Consider the following 19,791-nt stretch of genomic DNA (forward strand, 5'->3'; position numbering starts at 1 on the left):
ACTCAGTCCTCGTCCTCGTTCATCGGGGGCAGCGCCTTGATGAACGGCGGGTCGTAATCGACCTTGCCGACCTTGCTCGCGCCCCCTGGCGATCCGAGATCGTCGAAGAAATCGGCGTTGGCGCTGACATACGGATCCCATTCGTCGGGGACGTCGTCCTCGTAGAAGATCGCCTCCACCGGACACACGGGCTCGCAGGCGCCACAGTCCACGCATTCATCCGGTTGGATGTAGAGACTGCGACCACCTTCATAGATGCAATCGACCGGGCACTCCTCCACACATGCCCGGTCCATCACGTCCACGCAAGGTTCCGCGATGATGTAGGTCACCACACACTCCTTTGTTGCAAGCACTCAGGCCGACCCACCGCTGTGATGGGCCGAGACGAACGCGAGGGCTGTTCGCGCCGAACACGCCCGCGACGGCACCCGCAGCCCCGGCCGCGCACACGTGTACCTCCACAGTATCTGCCTGCCGACGGGGCAACCGACACCCGGCCCCCGACCTGCGGATGACGGCCAGGGCGTCGGCCATCGGTGGCAAGTGGTTGCATTCACCCTGACGACAACCCTCGCGCCGGCGCCCGGCGGCGTTCACCCTGGTCGGGTGAGCACTCCGTCGCTTCGATGTAGCGGTCCCGCGTCACCGCACCCGGCCCGCTCCCATCGACCATCGATCACCGGAGGACACATGACCTCGACACTGCCACCGCGAACCGCACATACCCGTCCGGTCAATCGCCACACCGCCGCTCATCTGCCGACCCGCCTGCGCCCGGCCGACCTGCTACGCATCACCGATCAGGGAGTTGCCGACGTCCTCGACGGACGCTACGACCACCTCATGCCCACTGCCTGGGATCCGGTGGAACGGTGGTCGACACGCCTGGAAACCGACGACGACCTCGACCTGTGGCTGATCAGCTGGACACCCGACCGCTCGACCGACCTCCACGATCATGCCGGTTCGCTCGGCGCGCTGACCGTTCTGTCAGGCGCCCTGCGCGAATACCGGTGGACCGGCGACGATCTTGCCCTGCGGATCCTCTCGGCCGGAGATCAGGCGGCCTTTCCGCTCGGGTGGGTGCACGACGTCCAACATCACGACAGCACTCCCCCGGTGCGTGGACTCGCCGACGACCGGCCGGCCGCCCCCGCGCCCGGCGAGCTCACCTCGGCCGGGCCGACGCTGAGCGTGCACGCCTATTCGCCGCCGCTGACCGCGATGTCGTTCTACGAGGTCACCGAGTCGGGGACGCTGCGACGCAGCCGCACCGAGCTGACCGACGAACCCGAGTAGTCCGCTCTATCGTGAACTCATGCCGATGACCATCGACGACATGCTGTCCGCGGCACGCAGATCCCTCCGGCGCCTGCCCGCGGCACAGGTCGACGCCGAACTCGCGGCCGGAGCCGTCCTCGTCGACATCCGCCCGGCCGCGCAGCGCGCCGCCGAGGGCGAGGTACCCGAGGCCCTCGTCATCGAGCGGAACGTGCTCGAGTGGCGGTGCGACCCGGCCGGTGACGCGCACCTCGACGAGGCGACCGATCACGACGTGCGCTGGATCATCCTGTGCTCGCAGGGCTACACCTCGAGCCTCGCCGCGGCGTCGCTGCAGCAACTCGGTCTGCACCGGGCCACCGATGTCGTCGGCGGATTCGAGGCGCTGGCGCAGGTGCGCGCCGCGCGATCAGGCGAGGGCCGGCCAGGGGTGCGGTGACGGAATCCGGTCGGCAGCCAACCCGCTGACCGGATTACTCAGTGCGCCAACATGTTCGGCCAGCGCAGGATCGATCCACCTCGACGCGCCGCGGATATAGGGCGGCTGCGCGGTCAGACGTTCGGTCAGCGTGAATCCGCAGTCGGCGGTGATCTCGGCGAGGGCGTCCAGATTCGGCCACGGACGTTCGGGATTCACGTGATCGGGCGTCAGCGGTGACACACCGCCCCAGTCGTCGACGCCGGAGGCGATCAGCGCGGCACACTCGGCCGCCGACACCAGATTCGGCGGTGCCTGAATACGCATGTGCGCTCCGAAGACCACGCGGGCGGTCGCCACCGTCGCGAGGAATTCGGTCATCTCCGCATCGGGCGTGCCGCGCATCGCGGTGTCCGGCTTGGCCCGGAAGTTCTGGATGATGACCTCCTGGATGTGTCCGCCGGCACGGGCGATCTCGGCCATCGCGAGTAGCGATTCGGCCCGCTCGGTGAGATCCTCTCCGATTCCCACCAAAATGCCGGTGGTGAACGGGATTCCGACGTCGCCGGCGTCGCGCAGCACCTGCAGCCGCACCAGCGGATCCTTGTCCGGACTGCCGTAGTGCGGCATACCCTTCTCGGTGAACAGCCGTCGCGACGTGGTCTCGAGCATCATCCCCATCGACGGTGCGACAGGCCGCAGGGTCGCCATCTCCTCGGCGCTCATCACGCCCGGATTCAGGTGCGGCAGCAGGCCGGTCTCGGTGAGTACCGCCACCGCGGCCGCACGCACATAGTCCAGCGTGGAGGTGTAGCCACGCTCGGCGAGCCACTCGGCGGCCTGTGGCCACCGGTCCTCGGGCCGGTCACCGAGAGTGAACAATGCCTCCTTGCAACCGAGTTCGGCACCTCTGCGGGCGATGTCGACGACCTCGCCGAGCTCGAGAAACATGCCCTGCCCGGCGCGGGCGAGTTTGCCCGGCACCGTGACGAAGGTGCAGTAGTGACACCGATCCCGGCAGAGTTTGGTCAGGGGGATGAACACCTTGCGGGAGTAGGTGACCTGCCCGGCGCGCCCTGTCGCGGCCAGCCCCTCGTCGCGCAGTCCGGCCGCAACCTCTTGCAACGCTTGAAGTTCCGCGCCCGAAGACGACAGCAGCGTGCGCACCACCTCGACGTCGGGTGGGTCTTGCTGTGCCGCGGCGGCGAGTGCTGCGGTCTGTGCCGACTGCTGCATTGATCCTCACTCCCCTAGCTCGATGACGGACGGCTCGGTGACGGACGGCCCTGTGACGTATGGCGCTGGTTCGAATCTACCGTTGCGTTCCCGGAATGACACCGCGGTACCCGGCCACAGCAATGTCAGGCGCCCGCTGCCGGGATCGACATACCAACTGCCGCAACCGGTCAGCCACACCGTCTCGGCACTGCGGTCGTCGATCTCGCGGGTGTAGGCGCGTTCGGCCGCCGCGGTCACCTCCAGCGACCTGACGGTCTGCCGTGCCATATGGTCGAGAGCGCCGACGACGTAGTCGAGTTGAGTCTCGATCATGTAGATCGCCGAGTTGTGGCCGAGTGCCGCATTGGGGCCGTCGAGCACGAACATGTTGGGGAATCCGGCGACCACCGTGGACGCATAGGACACCATGCCGTTGCGCCAGTGCTCGGCGAGGACCTCCCCGTCGCGACCACGCACGCGCGAGGCCACCGGCGGGCGGGCGGCCTCGAAACCCGTTGCCATCACCACGATGTCGAGGTCGTAGCTGCGGCCACTGGCCGCCCGGGCCTTGGTTTCGACCACCGATTCCAGCGCACTGGGCTCGAAGACCACGTTCTCGCGCAGGAGTGCGGGATAGAAGTCATCGCTGAGAAGGATGCGCTTGCAACCGATCTCGTAGTCGGGCAAGAGTTCGGCGCGCAATACCGGGTCGGGGATCTGGCTCTGCAGATGTCCGAGAGCGCGGCCGCGGATCTCGGTGATGTCGGGGTGGTGCCGCAGTCGTTGGGCAAAAGCGTTGTCCGCGTTGCGCAGTAACTCGTCGCGGTGAGCTGCGGCCGTCGCCGGGTCGACGAGCGAGGCCCGCTCCTCGGCGTCGAGCAGGCGATCCGCACGCGGGACGATGTAGGGCGGTGTCCGGCTGAAGACCACGAGCTCGGCGGCATCGTGTGCCATATGCGGGACGATCTGGATCGCCGATGCCCCGGTGCCGACGACACCGACGCGCTTGTCCGTCACCTCGAGATCGGGATCCCATTGCGCGGTGTGCACCACCGGCCCGGGAAACGAGTCGAGCCCCTCGATGGCGGGGACCTTCGGTTCCGACAGCCGGCCCACCGCGAGCAGCAGCACCCGTGCGCTCAGCGTTGCGGGACCCGCCGCGCCGACGGTCGTCAGGTGCCAGCGCGCCGCCACCGCATCCCAGGTGGCCGACATGAGTTCACAATCGAGCCGGATGTGCGGATCGAGCCCCTCGTCGCGGACGGTCTGCTCGAGGTACTCGCGGATCTCCGCCCCGCCGGGATAGATCGCCGACCAATCGGCCGGGGGCCGGAAGGAAAACGAATAGAGGTGTCCCGGGATGTCACAGGCGATGCCGGGATAGATGTTGTCACGCCAGGTGCCGCCGACCGCACCGGCGCGTTCGAGTACCACAAAGGATTCACGTCCCCGCCGCGCCAGCTGGGTGGCCATGCCCAGCCCGGCGAACCCCGCCCCAACGATGGCGACGTCGATGGAGGTGACGGACCCGGTCACCGGCCTACCCGGTCGAGGCGAAGCAACTGCCCGGCGTCGGGTTGCCGATAGGCGGTGGTGCGGCGGCGAGGTACCCGCCCGGCCCGCTCGGCGAAGCCGGTGAGGGCCGCCGGGTCCAGCACCCGTCCGGCCTCCGCCCCGGCCGTTGGCAACAGCTCACCATCGAGCAGCATGCCGCCGATATCGTCGACGCCGCCGAGCAGCACGTCGTCGACGACGTCGGGATCGAGTTTCGTCCACGCGACCTGGACATGGTCGAACGCGCCGAGTGTGAGCAGCCGGGCCACGGCGTGCACCGCGCGGGATTCGCGCGGCGACGCCGTGCGCACCGCATGCGATCGCAGGTGCGGCGGCGTGTTGTCGGCGACCATCGGCATCAGGATGAGCTCACTGAAGCCGCCGGTACGCGACTGGATCTCGCACAGCCTGCGCAGATGAGCCACCTGGTGGGCGGGAGTTTCGACATGCCCGTACAACAACGTGGCCGTGGAAAACAGTCCCGCCGCGTGCGCCGCCTCGATGACCTCGATCCACTGGTCGGCAGCGGCCGGTACGCCCGGCGGAGCCAACACACGACGGACCTCGTCATCGAGGACTTGCGCCGCGGTGCCCGGCACGGACCCGAGTCCCGCCGATCGTGCGCGCTGCAGGAATTGGTCGATGCCGATCCCCATCCGGGACGCCGCATCGCGGATCTCCGGCGGCCGCAACGCGTGCAGATGCACCGGTGCAGCGGCGGCGATCCGTTCGATGAGCCGCAGATAGCCGTCGGCGGGGGCATCGGCGGGCAGCGGGCCCTGCATGCAGATCTCCGTGGCGCCGAGGTCGTGGGCCTCGACGACGAGGTCCTCGAGCCGCGGCCGCCCGGTGAGGCCGGCCGCGACGGCGGTGTCGAGGTTCCGGTTCACGACGAACGTCAGGGCGTCCGGATCGGTGACGGCGCGCCGGGCGGCGTCGGCGTGCGCGCACAGCTCCTCGAGTTGCTCGCCGTCGGCGCCGAGCAGCGCCACCCACTCGTCATCGGTGAGAGTCGGTGCGGTGGTGAGAGTCGGTGCGGTGACGGGATCCGGTGCGGCACCGTCGATAGGCGTGCGATCGGAGAACCACCCGCCGACCCGCTCCAGCGCCGCGGCGACCTGCTCGACGGGGGCTCGGTGCTCGACCGCCCACGCGCGCAAAACCATGTTCACACTGTAACCGTCGCGGCATTCCTGCCCGGTCGGGCTCGAGTGTCGCCCGACGCCGAGGACGACCTATGTCCGGTCGGGCCGTGGCAGGCGGCCCGACCAGATCACCGCCACCGGAATCCCGAGGCCGAACAGGACCAGCATCCCGGTGGCCGGAATCGTGGTGCCGCCCAGATAGAGGGCGGTGTCGCCACCCGGACCGGTGAACGCCGCGATGAGCAGCACCAGCACCCATGCCGCCAAGGGTGCGAACCGCACGGGCGAGTCGGTGGTTCGCGACGCGAGCCAGAGCAGCGCCACGTTGACCAATCCGGCGAGGACGGCCACGACCGGGATCGGCTGCCCCCACCATCGCAGGTAGCAGAATCCCACCGACATCAGCCCGACGACGAACCCGTCGACGACGAGTAGCGCCAGCATCAGGCGGTCGAACCAGCGTGTCACGGGTGTGCCTGCGTGACGTCGGTGATCACGCCGTCCGGCCGGAACAGATCGGTGCCGCGGCGCCCGGCGTCCGGGCTACTCGGGCTGTCCAGGCGGCGCAAGATGAAGTACTCCGTCGCCAGGATCGGCTGGGCGATGGTGTTCGACAGCGCGTAGTCGGTCCGCGACGGCGACACCGTCACCTGCGTCGCGTGCGCGGCCAACGCGTCGACCTTGCGTTCATAGACTGCGCTGACATCGAGTTCGGTGGTGACCTGCCCATCGGGATAGCTGGGCAGTTCGCCGTCGCGGGGCAGCCGCCAGCCGTCCGGGACCCGCTCGGCCGCCGCGCGGAGACCGGCGCGCAACGCGCTGTCCTCGGTCACCGACTCGTAGACGAGGTAATCGGTGCCGGTGCGCCGCGTCGCGATGGGCAGCGCCGCCATCGACGCCTCGTGGACCATCATGTGGTCGGGGTGTCCGTAGGTCCCGGCGGAGTCGTAGGTGACCACGACCTGCGGATCGAAATCGACGATCTCGTCGACGAGGGCGCCGACCACCGCATCGAACGGGCCCTGGGCGAGCGCCCGCGGATGCTCGGCCGAGGGCGTGCCGGCCATCCCGGAGTCCCGCCACCGGCCGGCACCACCGAGGAAGCGGGGTCGCAGCGGTGCGCGGCCCGGCGGCGTGAGCGCGGCGAGTGCGCTGGTGAGTTCATGGATGCGGTAGCCGCCGAGTTGGTCGGCCCCGCCGTCGGCGGCCAACTGCGCCCACTCGTCGCCGATCACCTCCCCCTCTTCGCCGAGGGTGAAGGTGAGCACCCGCACGTCGACGCCTTCGGCGAGATACCGGGCGATCGTGCCGCCGGTCATGATGGTCTCGTCGTCGGGGTGGGCGTGCAGCAACAGCAATCGCCGGCCGGGTGTCGTCATGTCAGATCCCAGCTCATTTCAGATCCCACGTTGCTGCGGTGCCGTAGATGGATGTCTGGATCGGGCCGGCCAGCGGGACGCCGGTCACCGCACGGGTCACCCCGACGAGCATGCTGTCCTGGTAGAGCGGCAGATAGATCGCCGCTCCGGCCAGCAGCGGCTCGGCCTCGGCGAGCATCGGGGCCGGGTCGTCGGCCGAGAGCGCCTGGCGGGCCAGTGTGATCAGTGCCGGATCACAGACTCCTGAGGTGTTGCTGGCGTAGACGGTGGTCGCGCCCGACGCATCCTGCCCGGGCGCGACGCTGGTCGGCGTCGGGGGGGTCGACAACGATGGCGCGGTGCCGGGTTTCGGTTGATCACAGTCGACCTGTGAGGCGAGCGCGGCCTCCGGCGGTACCCCGAGTCCGGTCCATCCGACGACCAGATCGACACGCGAGTCGGTCAGTGCGACCCCGTAGAGATCGCTGTTGGGCAACGACACCACTCCCGCCCGCACCCCGGCCGACCGCAGCTGGTCGACGATGTTGGCGGCCGCCGACGTCGAGCGCGGATCACCGCTGATCGCCCCGACGCGGACCACCAGGTCGTGCCCATCCTGCCCGTACGGGATGACGCCATCTGGCACGGGTGCGACGCTCGGCGCCGCCGATGACGGGGAACCGCCCGGACTCGACGAGTCGCTCGGACGCGACGCCGTCGTACTCGGCGCGGCGGACCCGGTCGATGTCTCGGTACCCGATGCCGGCGGACCAGATGCCGGCGGACCAGATGCCGGTGCGCCCCGCCGGTAACCGGCCGACGCGAGCAGGTCGTCGATCGCCTGCGACGACGGGCGCGGTCGATTCACCGGGAAATAGCCCGGATCAGACGGCGCGTACACCGTGTTGGCGTACTGCTGGATCACTCCCTCACCCGCACCGGCCAGCGACGCGAGGTTGGTGTCGATCATGCCGAGGACGGCGCGGCGCACCTCGACCCGGTTCATCACCGGGGTGCGCGCGTTCACACTGATCGTCAACGCCCGCGAGGTGGGACTGCGCTGACCGGTCAGGCCGGGCACCGCGGTGAGTTCGGCCGCGGTCGCCGGCCCGGCACCCACGGTCGCCAGCGCCGAGCCACCCGACCGGATCGAGTCGACCATCTGCGAGTCGGTACCTGCGCGGCGCAGCACCACCTGATCGAGTTTCGACGGCGTCATCCAGTAGCGGTCGTTGCGGATCAGCCGCACCTCGTCGCGGGTCGGATCGAGGGAGAAGATCTGAAATGGTCCGGCCGACACCGGCTTTCCCGAGTCCATTCCGGTCTGAAATCCAGCCGGGGTACCCCGCAGGACGTGACTGGGAAGCAGGTTGGTGAACAGTTCGCGCCACTGCGGATAGGGCTGGGCGAAACGCACCTCGACGACCTTGCTGCCGGCGCTGGAGGTCACCGAGTCGATCAGCCGGTAGCCGGCCGGTGCCACCACATTCGGCTGGCGCGACATCTGCTGCCACAGATAGTTGAAATCGTCCCCGGTGACCGGGAGCCCGTCGGACCATTGGGCGTTGGTGTGGATGTGGTAGGTGACGGTGAACGGCTGGGTGGAGGTGACCTCGGCGGAGGTCACCAGCGCGTCGTTGCGGTGCCATCGGACGCCGTCGGGGGTCTGAACGGGCAGGAAGGCACTGGGCAGCGTCATCGCCGCGATCGCGGTGGTCACCGGATTCTGGTCGGCGCCCAGATGCGGGTTGAACCCGGTCCCGATCGAGTCGGTGGCGACGTAGATCGTCTTCCCATCCGGATATTCGGTCGCGGTCTGCGGGGTCGCGGTGTCCCGGACGGGCGGCGGCGGATCGGCGGTGCAGGCGGCCACCCCGAGAACGGTGATCAGCACCGCCATCCCGAGCAGCAGCGGCCGCACCGTCGAACGCACCACCCGGTGCCGCGCCGCGCGCCCACATCCCTCTTCCATCACGTACCCACTCACCCCCGCCATCGCTCACCCCGACCGTTACCCTCTACGGGATCAGCCCGCAGCGGCATCCCGCGTCTTCGCACGGGAACGCTCCCGGGCCCGGGTGGACGCATCGAGATGCACCTTACGCACCCGCACCACCTCCGGTGTCGCCTCGACACATTCGTCGGCGGCGCAGAACTCCATTGCGCCCTCGAGCTCGAGATGCATCGGCTTGGCGAGGGTCTCCATCACGTCCGCCGACGACTGGCGCATGTTGGTGAGCTTCTTCTCGCGGGTCGCGTTGATGTCGAGATCCTCGGCGCGCGGGTTGATGCCGACGACGTGTCCCTCATAGGTGTCATCACCCGGGTTGACGAAGAAGGTGCCGCGGTCGGCGAGCTGGATCATCGCGAACGGCGTCACCGTGCCTGCGCGGTCGCTGACCAGCGACCCGGTGTGTCGGGCGCGGATCTCGCCGGCCCAGGGCGCGTAGCCGTCGAAGACCGCGTTGGCGATGCCGGTACCGCGGGTCTCGGTGAGGAAGTCGGTGCGGAAACCGATGAGGCCACGCGAGGGCACGGTGAACTCCATCCGCACCCAGGCCGAGCCGTGGTTGTTCATCTGATCCATCCGGCCCTTACGGGCGGCCAGCAGCTGGGTGACCGCGCCGAGGTACTCCTCGGGGACGTCGATGGTGAGGTGCTCGAACGGCTCGTGCACCTTGCCGTCGACCTTGCGGGTGACCACCTGCGGCTTGCCGACGGTCAGCTCGAAGCCCTCGCGGCGCATCTGCTCGACGAGGATGGCCAGCGCGAGCTCACCACGTCCCTGCACCTCCCAGGCGTCGGGTCGGTTGATGTCGACGACGCGCAGCGAGACGTTGCCGATCAGCTCGGAATCGAGGCGGTCCTTGACCATGCGCGAGGTCAGCTTGTGTCCCTTGACCCGGCCGGCCAGCGGCGAGGTGTTGGTACCGATGATCACCGCGATGGCGGGCTCGTCGACCGTGATGCGCGGCAACGGCACCGGATTCTCGGAATCGGCGAGGGTATCGCCGATCATGATCTCCGGGATACCCGCGATCGCGACGATGTCGCCGGCGACTGCCGACTCGGCCGGGGTGCGATCGACACCGACGGTGGCCAGCAGTTCGGTGATCTTGGCCCGCTCGACGACGGCCTCGCCGTCCACCTCGCGGCACCAGGCGACGGTCTGCCCCTTCTTGAGGGTGCCGTTGTGGATGCGCACCAGTCCCAGCCTGCCGAGGAACGGTGAGGCATCGAGGTTGGTGACGTGGGCCTGCAGCGGGGCGTCGGGATCACCCTTGGGCGCCGGGACGTACTCGAGGAGGACGTCGAAGAAGGGATCGAGGTTCTCCCCGGCCGGGACCTCGCCGTTGGCAGGTTGTTCGGTGCTGGCGATCCCGGCGCGGCCCGAGGCGTAGAGGACCGGCAGATCGAGTACGAGCTCGGCGGCCGAGGCGGCCTGCTCGTCGAGGTCGGAGGCCAGGTCGAGCAGCAGGTCGTGGGTTTCCTCGACCACCTCGGCGATGCGGGCGTCGGGGCGGTCGGTCTTGTTGACGACCAGGATCACCGGCAGCGACGCCGACAGCGCCTTGCGGAGCACGAACCGGGTCTGCGGCAGCGGCCCCTCGGAGGCGTCGACGAGCAGCACCACACCGTCGACCATCGACAACCCGCGCTCGACCTCGCCACCGAAATCGGCGTGGCCCGGGGTGTCGATGACGTTGATGACCACCTCGGTGCCGTCGGGCTGGCGACGGTGCACGGCGGTGTTCTTCGCGAGGATGGTGATGCCCTTTTCGCGCTCCAGATCACCGGAGTCCATGACACGGTCGACGAGCTCGGCGCGCTCGCCGAACACCCCGGACTGTCGGAGCATCGCATCGACCAGCGTGGTCTTGCCGTGATCGACGTGCGCGACGATCGCGACGTTTCGGAAGTTGGGAGCAGCGCTCACTGAGATCTCTTTCATGTACGGGGACGGTCGCTCGGCGCACGCACGACGGCGACGCCGACAGACTGACGACGCATAACAGAGTATCGGTTCATTGGGAGAGACCGCGATCACAGCGGGCGCAATCGGCGAAAACGCCAGGTCGCGGCGAGCTCGAGCCACTGTGAGTCTTCCATCGACGCTCTATCGCGCCGCGGCCAGGGGCTGACGCCGCGGGATCAGACGCCGCCCAAACCGGCAGCCAGTTCGGGTATCCACGCGGTGTCGGCGGGCACGAGTTCACCGCGCTCGCCCATCGATGTGAGTGCCTTCGCGTCGACCCACCGCAGGGCGCGGTGTTCGCGGGCCAGCGGCGCGCCGCCGACCACCCGCACCCAGCGGGCAATCAGCACGAGCTCGTCGTTCAGCACGACGTGTTGCCGCAGCGGCTCACCGACGGCGACGTCGATGGCCAGTTCCTCGGCGAGTTCGCGCCGAAGCGCCTCGTCGTCGCGCTCCCCCGGTTCGGCCTTGCCGCCCGGCAGCTCCCACAGTCCGGCCAGTTCCGCCGGCCGCGCACGCTGCGCCAGCAGCAGCCGGGTACCGGTGTCGTCGACGATGGCGCCGGCAAGCACGTGCCGCCTGCTCACTTCCCCACCACCGCAACCCGTTCCGGCACCAATGTCAGGGCCAGCCGGTCACCGACGGCCACGGGCACCGCGGCCACCGCGTCGACCTCGCCGAGGCCGGTGGCCACGCGCACGCGCGGCCCACCCGGCAGATCCGCGACCACCAACGCGGTACCCGTTGCCCCGCTACCGGTTTCGCCCACGGGTACCGGTGTGGCATGAACCGACTCGGCGCGCAGTCCGAGCCGTCCCGTCGATCCGGACAGCTCGACGGCGACCGGCCCGAATTCGGTATCGGCGCGCCCCGATCCGGTGCGGCGGGCGTCGATGATGCTGCTACAGCCCAAGAATCGCGCTGTCCACTCGTCGGTCGGCGTCCGCCACAGCTGGGCAGGCCGGGCGGTCTGCACGATCTCACCGGCACGCATCACCGCGATGGAGTCGGCCATCAACGCCGCCTCGCCATGATCATGGGTGACGACGATCGTCGGAATCCGTGCGGCCCGCACGATCTCGGCGATCTCGACGGCCAGACTGTCGCGCAGTCGACGATCCAGTGCCGCCAGCGGCTCGTCGAGCAGCAACAACCGGGGCCGGGGCGCCAGGGCCCGCGCGAGGGCGACGCGCTGCGCCTGGCCACCGGAGAGTTCCTCGACGCGCCGCTTCGACGTATCGGGCAGCCGCACCAGCTCGAGCATCTCGCCGATGCGATCCGCCATGTCGGATCGGGACCATCGGTGCACCCGGAGCCCGTAGGCAATGTTGGCGGCCACGGTTCGGCCCGGGAAGAGCTGGCCGTCCTGGAACACCACGCCGAAGTCGCGGCGATGGGCGGGCACGTCGGCGAGGTCGGCTCCGTCGAAGCGGATTCGGCCGGCGCCCGGGCGTTGCAGTCCGGCGACCGCACGGATCAGCGTGGACTTGCCGCACCCGGAGGGCCCGAGAAGAGCCGTGACGAGCGAATCCTGGCCTCCCGCAGACCAGTTGAGGTCACCGATCACGGTCTCTGTTCCGTAGCCGACGCTCATGTGCTCGATCTCCAGCATCAGATCAGTGTCCCCGAGCGTGGCCGGACGACCTCGACCGCCAGCACGGCGAGCGAGGTGATGATGACCAGCAGGGTCGATGCCGCCATCGCGGTGGCCAGCTCGGTGGCCCCCGGACGGTTCAACGCCGAACCGATCAGCACCGGCAGCGTGGTGGTGTCGGCACGGGCCAGGAAGCTGGTCGCACCGAATTCACCGAGCGCCATGACAAAGGCGAATCCGCCTGCGGCACCCACAGATCTGCCGATCAGCGGCATGTCGACGGTACAAAAGACCCGTAGCGGACCGGCGCCGAGCACCGCGGCCGCCTCCCGTAGCCTGCCGGGCACCGATTCCAGCGCGGGCAGGACGATCCGGATGACGACGGGAACGGCGATCAGCGCCTGCACACACGGGATCACCACCGGCGATGCGGCGACCTCGGCGGGCAGGGCGGCGAGCACGATCAGGTAGCCGAAGCCCAGGGTGACCGCACTGATGCCGAGGGGGACCATCGCGATCAGGTTGCCCAGGGCACCGGCGACACCGTGCGATCGGTGCAGGGCGATGGCCGCGAGTACACCCACCGCGAGAGCGATCACCATCGCCAGCACTGCGCTGGTCAGCGAATAGCGCAGCGTCGCAAGCGGTGTCACCCCGTTCACGGGCTCGGCCAAGGCCCGGTATCCGGCGAACGTCCATGCACCGCCGGCACTCGGGCGCACCGACCGCAGCGCCAGCACGACGATCGGCCCGAGGAGGACCAGCAGGCTCCAGGCCCAGGCGGCGGCGACCGGAATCCACGTCGGCCCCGTCACCGCCGCGGGCGTCCGACCCGCCCCCGCGGTCCCCGGGGCCCCGGCCGGGCCGGCAAAGATCCTGGTACACAACAGCACCGCGACCACCACGACGATCTGCAACAGCGACAGCATCACCGCTTCGGGGATGCGGAAGTACCCGATGGCCTGTGTGTAGATCTCGGTTTCCAGCGTTCGCAAGGTGCCACCGCCCAAGATGATGATCACCCCGAAACTGGTGGAGCAGAACAGGAACACCAGAGCGGCCGCGCCGCCGATCGCGGGTACCAGCCGCGGCAGCACCACCGAGAACCAGGCGCGCGTACGGGTGGCCCCGAGCGCTCGAGCCGCCTCCTCGGCACGGGTGTCCTGCGAACGCCAGGCCGCACCGACGACCCGCACCACCACCGCGACGTTGAGGAATGCGTGCGCGGCGAGCACCGCGGGCCAGCCGCTCCCCATCCCCAGACCGGCGAGCGGCCCATTCAGCAACGCGCGGAAGGCGACTCCCACGACCACGCTCGGCAATACGAACGGCACGGTCACGATCACCGTCAGCACCACCGATCCCGTACCTGGCAGACGGGCGTAGAGCCACACGATCGGCGCGGCGACGATCAACGCCACCAAGGTGGACGCACCGGCCTGCCCCAGCGTGACAGCGAGCAGGTGCAGCGCATGCGTCCGCGCCAGCAACGTGAACACCGAGTCGCCCGCGGAGTTGACGGCGACCGCCCGGCGCACCAGCGCCGCCACCGGCCACAGGAAGAAGATCCCGAGGAACAGCAGCGGAACGGCATTGCGCACCGTCGTCGCGATGCGCGTCGGGATCGCGTGGCCGCCGGAATTCCTGGATTCGATTGCCCCGCTGTGCGGTGTGCCGGGTTCGGTCGCCGATTCGATCAACGACCGACCGCGGCGCGCCACTGTTCGAGCCACGACTCCCGGTTGTCGGCAATGTATTTCGGCGGCATGCTGACCGTCCACTGCGGCAGCGGCGCCTGTTGCGCCCAGCCGTCGGGCAGTGGCGTGTTCTTCTGGACCGGGTAGACGTACATCGACGACGGCAACGCCCGCTGCACGTCCGGACTCAGCATGAAATCGACGGCCTTGCGCGCACCGCTCTCGTTCTTGGTGCCCTTGAGGATTCCGACGTATTCGACCTGCCGGAAACATCCGTCGAGCAGTGCGCTGGTGCCCGGTGTGGCGGCGGGCGAGGACGCATAGGACAGCACGATCGGCTTGGGACCCTTGCCTTCTCCAGCGCTGAAGAGCTGGTTGTAGGCGATCTCCCAGCCGGACACGATGCTTGCCCCGCCGGCGTTGACGGCCTGCCAGTAGGACTTCCAGTCGTTGCCGAACATGCCGATCGTGGCGAGCAGGAACGCCATACCGGGCGAGGACGTGCCCGGGTCGATCAGTGCCGTCTGCGCGGCATACGCCGGGTTGCGCAGGTCGCGCACGCTCGTCGGCGGTTGCTGGTGGTGGCTGGTGAACCACTTGTTGTCGATGTTGAGGCAGACGTCGCCGCGGTCGACGGCGGTGAGTTCGTGGTTCGAGTCGGGCACGGCGAACTGTGCGGCACCGTCGGCGGCTGCGGGCGGATCGTAGGGGGTGAGCGCTCCGGCATCGATCGGCCGTGAGGCGAAGGTGTTGTCGATGCCGTAGACGACATCGGCCTTCGGTGAGCCCGGCGTCAGCGACACCGTGGACGCGAGAGCGCCCGCGTCACCGGACTTCACGATCTTCAGCGTCAGCCCGGTGTCGGTGCGGAACTTGTCGAGTACCGACTGCGGCAGGCTGAACGAGTCGTGTGTGAGCATCGTGATCTCGGCCGACGACGCGGAGTCCTCGCCGCACGCGGTGAGCACCGTCGCCCCGGCGGCCAGGGCGAGGGCCGCGATCGACAGCCGCCGAAGCGTGGCGGCCACGGGACGAACGGGCCTGCGTACGAACGACTTGGTGCTCACGGGGCTCCCTGGACGATGTCGGTTCTCGATGGACACTTGAGTCCCGGCGCGCGACCGGGTTCCCCCCGGGACACGCCCAGCGGTCCGTACCGGTTTCGGCCCGGACCGGGCGCAACAATCGGCCCGACGGCACTCGCGTTGATCTAACCAGGTGATTCCCCGGCCGACGACCCGGCATCGCGACTTCCGCCGATAACAATTGCATCAACTGTCACTTCTGTAACACACTGGAGCGTTAGGCTGCCTGGACAGCGCCCCACCTTTGGGGCATAGAATGACCCGCGACGTCCGCGGTGTGCTCACCGAGCGCCGGGTCCGATTACTCGCCCACGCCGCAGTGTGTCCGGGTGTCGGGGGACGTCCGAGTCAGAGAACGCCAGCGTGGGCCGTGAATCATCTCGGCGCACACCGACATTGATAGGACTTCGCCTCGTGCGTCTGCCAGTCTCGATGAGCCGATCACGACGTCTGATCGCGGCCTCAGCCGTCGCGCTCGCCACGTCGCTCGCCATCCCCGCGATCGCCTCGGCGGCCCCCAGCACCGCCACCCCGGCAGCCCCGACCCAGCAGTCGCCCGACCAGCAGATCACCCGCCAGCAGCCCCCCGACCAGCGCACCCTCGATTCCCTGGGCGCGTTCGCACCCGCCATCATCGGCGCGGTCACCACACCGGGGCCCGACGGCCGCATCAACGCCGATCTGCTTCACCAGGCACAGACCCTGGCGGACAATCCGCAATTGCCGCCGCAGATCAAGGACATCTGGCGCCAGATCACCGACTTCCTCGGTGAGCCCGGGCGCCAGCAGCTCGCGGCCGCCCAGGCGCCGACCCGGGTGGCCAAGCCCGGCGACCCGGTGATCCCGCAGGGTCCCCACGCACCCCGCATCCAGCAGTTCCTCTATCCCACTCTCGGATTCGGCTGCATGCCCGGCAACGGCAACTCGCTGGGACGCGCGCTCGTCACCGCCGGCCCGCAGGCCGCCCCGGCACCCGGCCCCAAGGTCGGCGAGGCGGGCTATGTCTACACCAGCCTCGGCACCGGTCCGGCAGTCGACAATCCCGCACGCAAACTGTGGGTGAGCTGGCTCAACATCGACAACGGGCGTACCGGTCAGCAGCCACTGACGCGCAATGCCCGGATCAACGCCCAGGACGGGCCGGGCACGTTCACCGGTATCGCGCGCACAGGCAAGGGCCGCATCATCTCGACCATCTACGGTGACCTCACGACCAAGACCAAGGGCAAGGTCATGACCTGCACCATCGCACCGACGATCGGCACCGCGATCATCTGATCCCATCTGACAATCGCGACGGCGCCCCGGCCATTCGGCCGGGGCGCCGTCTGCGCTCTATCCCCGATCGTCGACGGTCTCTCGCCGGTCGCAGCCGCGTCACAACTCGGACTCGCGACTTGTCGATGTGACAACAGCCGTGCTTTGTTTTAACTTCAGCATCACCTGTCACAGTAGTATCAGCGGTCGTATCCGACTCGTGACCGCAGCCGTACCGCCGTTCGAGGAGAACCCATGTCCGCCGTGTCGCGTCCCACGCCGAGTTCATCACCCACCGCGCGCCTGTCCCCAACGACGCGACGCTGGGGACGAGGTGTCGCCGCGGCAGCGATGGCGACGACGCTCGCGCTCGGCGGCGCCGGCCTTGCACACGCCGCTCCCCCGGCCCAGACCGACCAGCCGTCGGGGACGGAACTGCTGAGCAACCTCGAAGCCGAGGCCGTCCCGCTCGACAGCGAACTCGCCGACGCCGTCCGCAAACTCAAGGCCGCCGGCGTCGATCAGGCCGCACTCAAGGCCGCCGAGGCCGTCAAGAACAGCCTCGGACAGATCTCGCCCGACCAGATCACCGGGTCCTTCGGCCAGTTGCCGCTCGGCGAACTCTCCACCGGCACCGCACCGGCCGCCGGAGCACGCCAGGTGGCCGCGGATGCCGATCCGCTGAGCCTGTTGCGTACGGCCGGAATTCAGACCTTCAGTCCGTCGGTCGCACCGTTCTGCGCCGCACCGACCGACGACAATCCGTTGGGTCTCGTCACCGCCGGGGCGGGTGCGGCGCCCGGACCCTGGCCACTCAAGCGCGAACCGACGAGCGACATCAACCAGATCTTGCAGCTGATCCCCGGTGTCAAGATCGATCCACTCGCGCCGATCAATCTCGTCCCCGACGGCCATACCGGATATGCATTCGTTCCCGCCGCCGACACCATCGACGGGAAGATCCAGGTGGCGTGGTTCAACACCACCACCCTGCAAGGTGGCTTCGCCGACCTCAACCCGGTGGGTGGTCCGCAAAGCGCCCTGTTGGCCAAGCTGGTACCCGGCCTCGGGGGCATTCGTCTCGCCCCGGTCAACACCGGCAAGGGCACCATCCTCTCCGCGGTGTACGGCACCGCCCGCAATGGCTCGCAGACCTGCTTCTTCCTGCCCGCCGTCGGCGTCGTCGACACCTCCATGACGACCACACGATGACGACCACACGATGACGACGACACGATGACGACCTCACCATGACGATCACCCTGCGCCGCCGACCCGGATGGGTGGCCACCAGAACCCGGCTGACCGTCGCCGCCCTCAGCACTGCGCTCGCGGTGTCCGGAGGTATCACCGGCTCGGTGATCGGCGTCGCTCACGCCGGCCCGGACGCGGACTCCGCGACCGCCTCCACCGGAACGACCACAACGACTACGACCACAACGGCTACGACCACAACGGCTCCCACCGCAGACCAGCAAGCCGGCTCGGTGTACGCCAACCGCCAGCTCCCCGGTTCTCGTCTCGTCGCCGGCGCACGGGCGGGCAACCTGTTCACCTATTGGAGTGCCGGCGCCGACGGCGACCGGCATCTGAGTACCGGAACGCTGTACCTGCCGACGCCATCGGCACCCGCGGGCGGTTACCCGCTGGTGGTGTGGGCGCATGGATCTCGTGGTCTCGCCGATGGTTGCGCACCCACCCTGCACCCCACCGACACCGATGTGGATCAGCTCCGCACCTGGCTCGGTCGTGGGTACGCGGTCGTGACCACCGACTACACCGGTCTCGGAACCAGCGGAACGCCACAGTATTACGACGTCGATACCACCGCACACAACATCGTCGACGCGGTCCGGGCCGGCCACGATCTCTCCGATCAACTCTCCGGCAAATGGGCGGTCGTCGGCGAGGGTCAGGGCGGGTCGGCAGCCATCGCGCTGGCGCGCACCGCCCCCGAACTACAGGGCGCGAACCTCGACTACCGCGGAAGCGCAGCCACGTCGATACCCGCCGAATTCGCCACACTGCTCACCGATCTCGGGCCCACTACCTCCATCACCGCGCCATCCGGGTGGGTCTCCGACGCGCTCTACACGCTCGCCGCCATCGACAGCGCACATCCCGACCTCGGCCTCGGCGGATACCTCACCGACACCGGCCGTTCCTGGATCGCCAAGGCGCGCAACCTCTGCGTCGGAGATCTCACACGCGCCGTCACCGGTGTCACGCTCGGATCGTTGTTCAGCAGGCCACTCGCCGACAACACCGCACTGACCCGGACGCTGGCGTCGGCGTCGACGCTGCCGACCCGCGGATTCACCCGCCCGGTCCTGATGACCCAGACATTGCAAGACCCCGATGTCGTTGTGCCGCTGTCACTCAAATACATCAATGAGGCCCGGACCGCCGACAGCCGCGTCGATGGCCGCACGTATCTGACCCTCGACGGGACGCAGGCAGCATCGCTGGCCGCCGACAACACCCGCGACTTCGTGTCCCGGGTGATGCGGTGAGACGCGCGGCCTACACCGTCGCCGCCGCGATCGCGTCGGTCGCCGGCGCCTACGGCTCACGACGTATCGCATCGCTGACCAAGCCGGTTCCCCTCGCGCTACTCGCCGTCGATGCAGCACGCGGATGGCGTACGCGGCCGGCGGTCGAATCGGCGTTGCTGGCGACCGCGCTCGCCTGCTCGGCGGCCGGCGACCGGGCGATGCTGCTCGAGGAGTTCGCCCCGATCGGCCCGGACGACCGGTACACACGGCTTCCACTCGCACACCCATTGACGCAGAAAGACTTTCGCCTGGCGCTGGGCGCCGCGTTGTTCGCCGGCGCCCAGGTCTCCTACAGCACGCTCCTGTGGCGGCGTGGTGCCCGAGCCGGGACGTCCGGCCTGGCGCCGCGAATGCTCGCACTCGCCGAGTCGGCAACCGTCATCGGTTATCACCGGCCCCGACTGCTCGCGATACTCGGCCCCTACGGCCACACACTCGCCCTGATGTCGGCGCTGGCAGGCGCCGCACCGTCGGGACAACCAGGTCTACGCGCGAGCGGAATACTTTTTCTCGCCTCAGATCTGAGCATCCTGAACCGACGCCATCTGATGCACGATCCGGCGCTGCGACGGGCAGCCGAGGTGTGGGTCCTCGCCTCCTACTTCACCGCGCAGGCACTGCTCGTCGAGAACCTCGGCTGACACCGACCC

18 protein-coding genes are annotated in these 19,791 nt (G+C 68.9%); 6 read left to right on the forward strand and 12 right to left on the reverse strand.

All coding sequences use genetic code 11. The annotated features are described in order from the left end of the window. Positions 1-2: 2 nt before the first annotated feature. Positions 3-335 (reverse strand): ferredoxin, encoded by a 333-nt coding sequence (fdxA, locus tag ACLQ3C_RS04825; protein ID WP_425703889.1) that lies wholly within the window; start codon positions 333-335, stop codon positions 3-5. Between the two features lie 358 nt (positions 336-693). Between fdxA and ACLQ3C_RS04830 the strand changes: the two genes are divergently transcribed. Continuing rightward, complete coding sequence (locus ACLQ3C_RS04830; RefSeq protein WP_425703890.1) at positions 694-1,302, forward strand: cysteine dioxygenase; 609 nt, start codon at positions 694-696, stop codon at positions 1,300-1,302. 19 nt (positions 1,303-1,321) lie between these two features. Beyond that, positions 1,322-1,723 (forward strand): rhodanese-like domain-containing protein, encoded by a 402-nt coding sequence (locus ACLQ3C_RS04835; protein ID WP_425703891.1) that lies wholly within the window; start codon positions 1,322-1,324, stop codon positions 1,721-1,723. Here the strand turns inward: ACLQ3C_RS04835 and cofG are convergent. The 11 genes from cofG to ACLQ3C_RS04890 form a co-directional block, all read right to left on the reverse strand. Further along, positions 1,694-2,938 (reverse strand): 7,8-didemethyl-8-hydroxy-5-deazariboflavin synthase CofG, encoded by a 1,245-nt coding sequence (gene cofG / locus ACLQ3C_RS04840; RefSeq protein ID WP_425703892.1) that lies wholly within the window; start codon positions 2,936-2,938, stop codon positions 1,694-1,696. The genes ACLQ3C_RS04835 and cofG overlap by 30 nt on opposite strands. A gap of 6 nt (positions 2,939-2,944) precedes the next feature. After that, entirely contained in the window at positions 2,945-4,456 is a 1,512-nt protein-coding gene (locus ACLQ3C_RS04845) for a flavin-containing monooxygenase (protein ID WP_425703893.1), read from the reverse strand. Next, on the reverse strand, positions 4,453-5,640 hold the full coding sequence (locus ACLQ3C_RS04850) for an FO synthase (protein WP_425703894.1): 1,188 nt from the start codon (positions 5,638-5,640) through the stop codon (positions 4,453-4,455). Before ACLQ3C_RS04850 ends, ACLQ3C_RS04845 begins: the two co-directional genes overlap by 4 nt. 69 nt (positions 5,641-5,709) lie before the next feature. Then, positions 5,710-6,087 (reverse strand): facilitated glucose transporter, encoded by a 378-nt coding sequence (locus ACLQ3C_RS04855; protein ID WP_425703895.1) that lies wholly within the window; start codon positions 6,085-6,087, stop codon positions 5,710-5,712. Then, entirely contained in the window at positions 6,084-6,998 is a 915-nt protein-coding gene (mshB, locus tag ACLQ3C_RS04860; RefSeq protein WP_425703896.1) for an N-acetyl-1-D-myo-inositol-2-amino-2-deoxy-alpha-D-glucopyranoside deacetylase, read from the reverse strand. The genes ACLQ3C_RS04855 and mshB overlap by 4 nt, the downstream gene beginning before the upstream one ends. A 13-nt stretch (positions 6,999-7,011) precedes the next feature. After that, positions 7,012-8,949 carry an ABC transporter family substrate-binding protein gene (locus ACLQ3C_RS04865; protein WP_425703982.1) on the reverse strand — a complete coding sequence of 646 codons (1,938 nt, stop codon included), beginning with the start codon at positions 8,947-8,949 and terminating at the stop codon, positions 7,012-7,014. A gap of 54 nt (positions 8,950-9,003) precedes the next feature. Continuing rightward, positions 9,004-10,914, reverse strand: a complete 1,911-nt coding sequence (gene typA, locus ACLQ3C_RS04870; RefSeq protein ID WP_425703983.1) for a translational GTPase TypA — start codon at positions 10,912-10,914, stop codon at positions 9,004-9,006. A gap of 215 nt (positions 10,915-11,129) precedes the next feature. Beyond that, positions 11,130-11,540 carry a (deoxy)nucleoside triphosphate pyrophosphohydrolase gene (locus tag ACLQ3C_RS04875; RefSeq protein WP_425703897.1) on the reverse strand — a complete coding sequence of 137 codons (411 nt, stop codon included), beginning with the start codon at positions 11,538-11,540 and terminating at the stop codon, positions 11,130-11,132. Continuing rightward, entirely contained in the window at positions 11,537-12,565 is a 1,029-nt protein-coding gene (locus tag ACLQ3C_RS04880) for an ABC transporter ATP-binding protein (RefSeq protein WP_425703898.1), read from the reverse strand. The genes ACLQ3C_RS04875 and ACLQ3C_RS04880 overlap by 4 nt, the downstream gene beginning before the upstream one ends. After that, entirely contained in the window at positions 12,565-14,268 is a 1,704-nt protein-coding gene (locus ACLQ3C_RS04885; RefSeq protein WP_425703984.1) for an ABC transporter permease, read from the reverse strand. The genes ACLQ3C_RS04880 and ACLQ3C_RS04885 overlap by 1 nt, the downstream gene beginning before the upstream one ends. Beyond that, positions 14,244-15,311 carry a thiamine ABC transporter substrate-binding protein gene (locus tag ACLQ3C_RS04890; protein WP_425703899.1) on the reverse strand — a complete coding sequence of 356 codons (1,068 nt, stop codon included), beginning with the start codon at positions 15,309-15,311 and terminating at the stop codon, positions 14,244-14,246. The genes ACLQ3C_RS04885 and ACLQ3C_RS04890 overlap by 25 nt, the downstream gene beginning before the upstream one ends. Before the next feature lie 450 nt (positions 15,312-15,761). On the opposite strand from ACLQ3C_RS04890, the gene ACLQ3C_RS04895 reads away from it, so the two are divergent. From ACLQ3C_RS04895 to ACLQ3C_RS04910, 4 genes are all read left to right on the forward strand, one after another. Further along, positions 15,762-16,607 carry a hypothetical protein gene (locus ACLQ3C_RS04895; RefSeq protein WP_425703985.1) on the forward strand — a complete coding sequence of 282 codons (846 nt, stop codon included), beginning with the start codon at positions 15,762-15,764 and terminating at the stop codon, positions 16,605-16,607. 234 nt (positions 16,608-16,841) lie between these two features. Continuing rightward, positions 16,842-17,798 (forward strand): hypothetical protein, encoded by a 957-nt coding sequence (locus ACLQ3C_RS04900; RefSeq protein WP_425703900.1) that lies wholly within the window; start codon positions 16,842-16,844, stop codon positions 17,796-17,798. Between the two features lie 38 nt (positions 17,799-17,836). After that, positions 17,837-19,099 (forward strand): alpha/beta hydrolase family protein, encoded by a 1,263-nt coding sequence (locus ACLQ3C_RS04905; protein WP_425703901.1) that lies wholly within the window; start codon positions 17,837-17,839, stop codon positions 19,097-19,099. Further along, a complete protein-coding gene (locus ACLQ3C_RS04910; protein ID WP_425703902.1) occupies positions 19,096-19,782 on the forward strand; it encodes a lysoplasmalogenase family protein in 687 nt (228 codons plus the stop codon). Before ACLQ3C_RS04905 ends, ACLQ3C_RS04910 begins: the two co-directional genes overlap by 4 nt. Positions 19,783-19,791: the final 9 nt, after the last annotated feature.

This window comes from Gordonia sp. DT30, assembly GCF_049844915.1.
Lineage (GTDB): Bacteria > Actinomycetota > Actinomycetes > Mycobacteriales > Mycobacteriaceae > Gordonia.

Bases quoted from the DNA above. Each gene is read 5' to 3' on its own strand.
- ACLQ3C_RS04830 (WP_425703890.1), top strand. From the start codon at position 694: ATGACCTCGACACTGCCACCGCGAACCGCACATACCCGTCCGGTCAAT.
- ACLQ3C_RS04835 (WP_425703891.1), top strand. From the start codon at position 1,322: ATGCCGATGACCATCGACGACATGCTGTCCGCGGCACGCAGATCCCTC.
- cofG (WP_425703892.1), bottom strand. From the start codon at position 2,938: ATGCAGCAGTCGGCACAGACCGCAGCACTCGCCGCCGCGGCACAGCAA.
- ACLQ3C_RS04850 (WP_425703894.1), bottom strand. From the start codon at position 5,640: ATGGTTTTGCGCGCGTGGGCGGTCGAGCACCGAGCCCCCGTCGAGCAG.
- mshB (WP_425703896.1), bottom strand. From the start codon at position 6,998: ATGACGACACCCGGCCGGCGATTGCTGTTGCTGCACGCCCACCCCGAC.
- ACLQ3C_RS04865 (WP_425703982.1), bottom strand. From the start codon at position 8,949: ATGGAAGAGGGATGTGGGCGCGCGGCGCGGCACCGGGTGGTGCGTTCG.
- ACLQ3C_RS04880 (WP_425703898.1), bottom strand. From the start codon at position 12,565: ATGCTGGAGATCGAGCACATGAGCGTCGGCTACGGAACAGAGACCGTG.
- ACLQ3C_RS04895 (WP_425703985.1), top strand. From the start codon at position 15,762: ATGAGCCGATCACGACGTCTGATCGCGGCCTCAGCCGTCGCGCTCGCC.
- ACLQ3C_RS04900 (WP_425703900.1), top strand. From the start codon at position 16,842: ATGTCCGCCGTGTCGCGTCCCACGCCGAGTTCATCACCCACCGCGCGC.
- ACLQ3C_RS04905 (WP_425703901.1), top strand. From the start codon at position 17,837: ATGACGATCACCCTGCGCCGCCGACCCGGATGGGTGGCCACCAGAACC.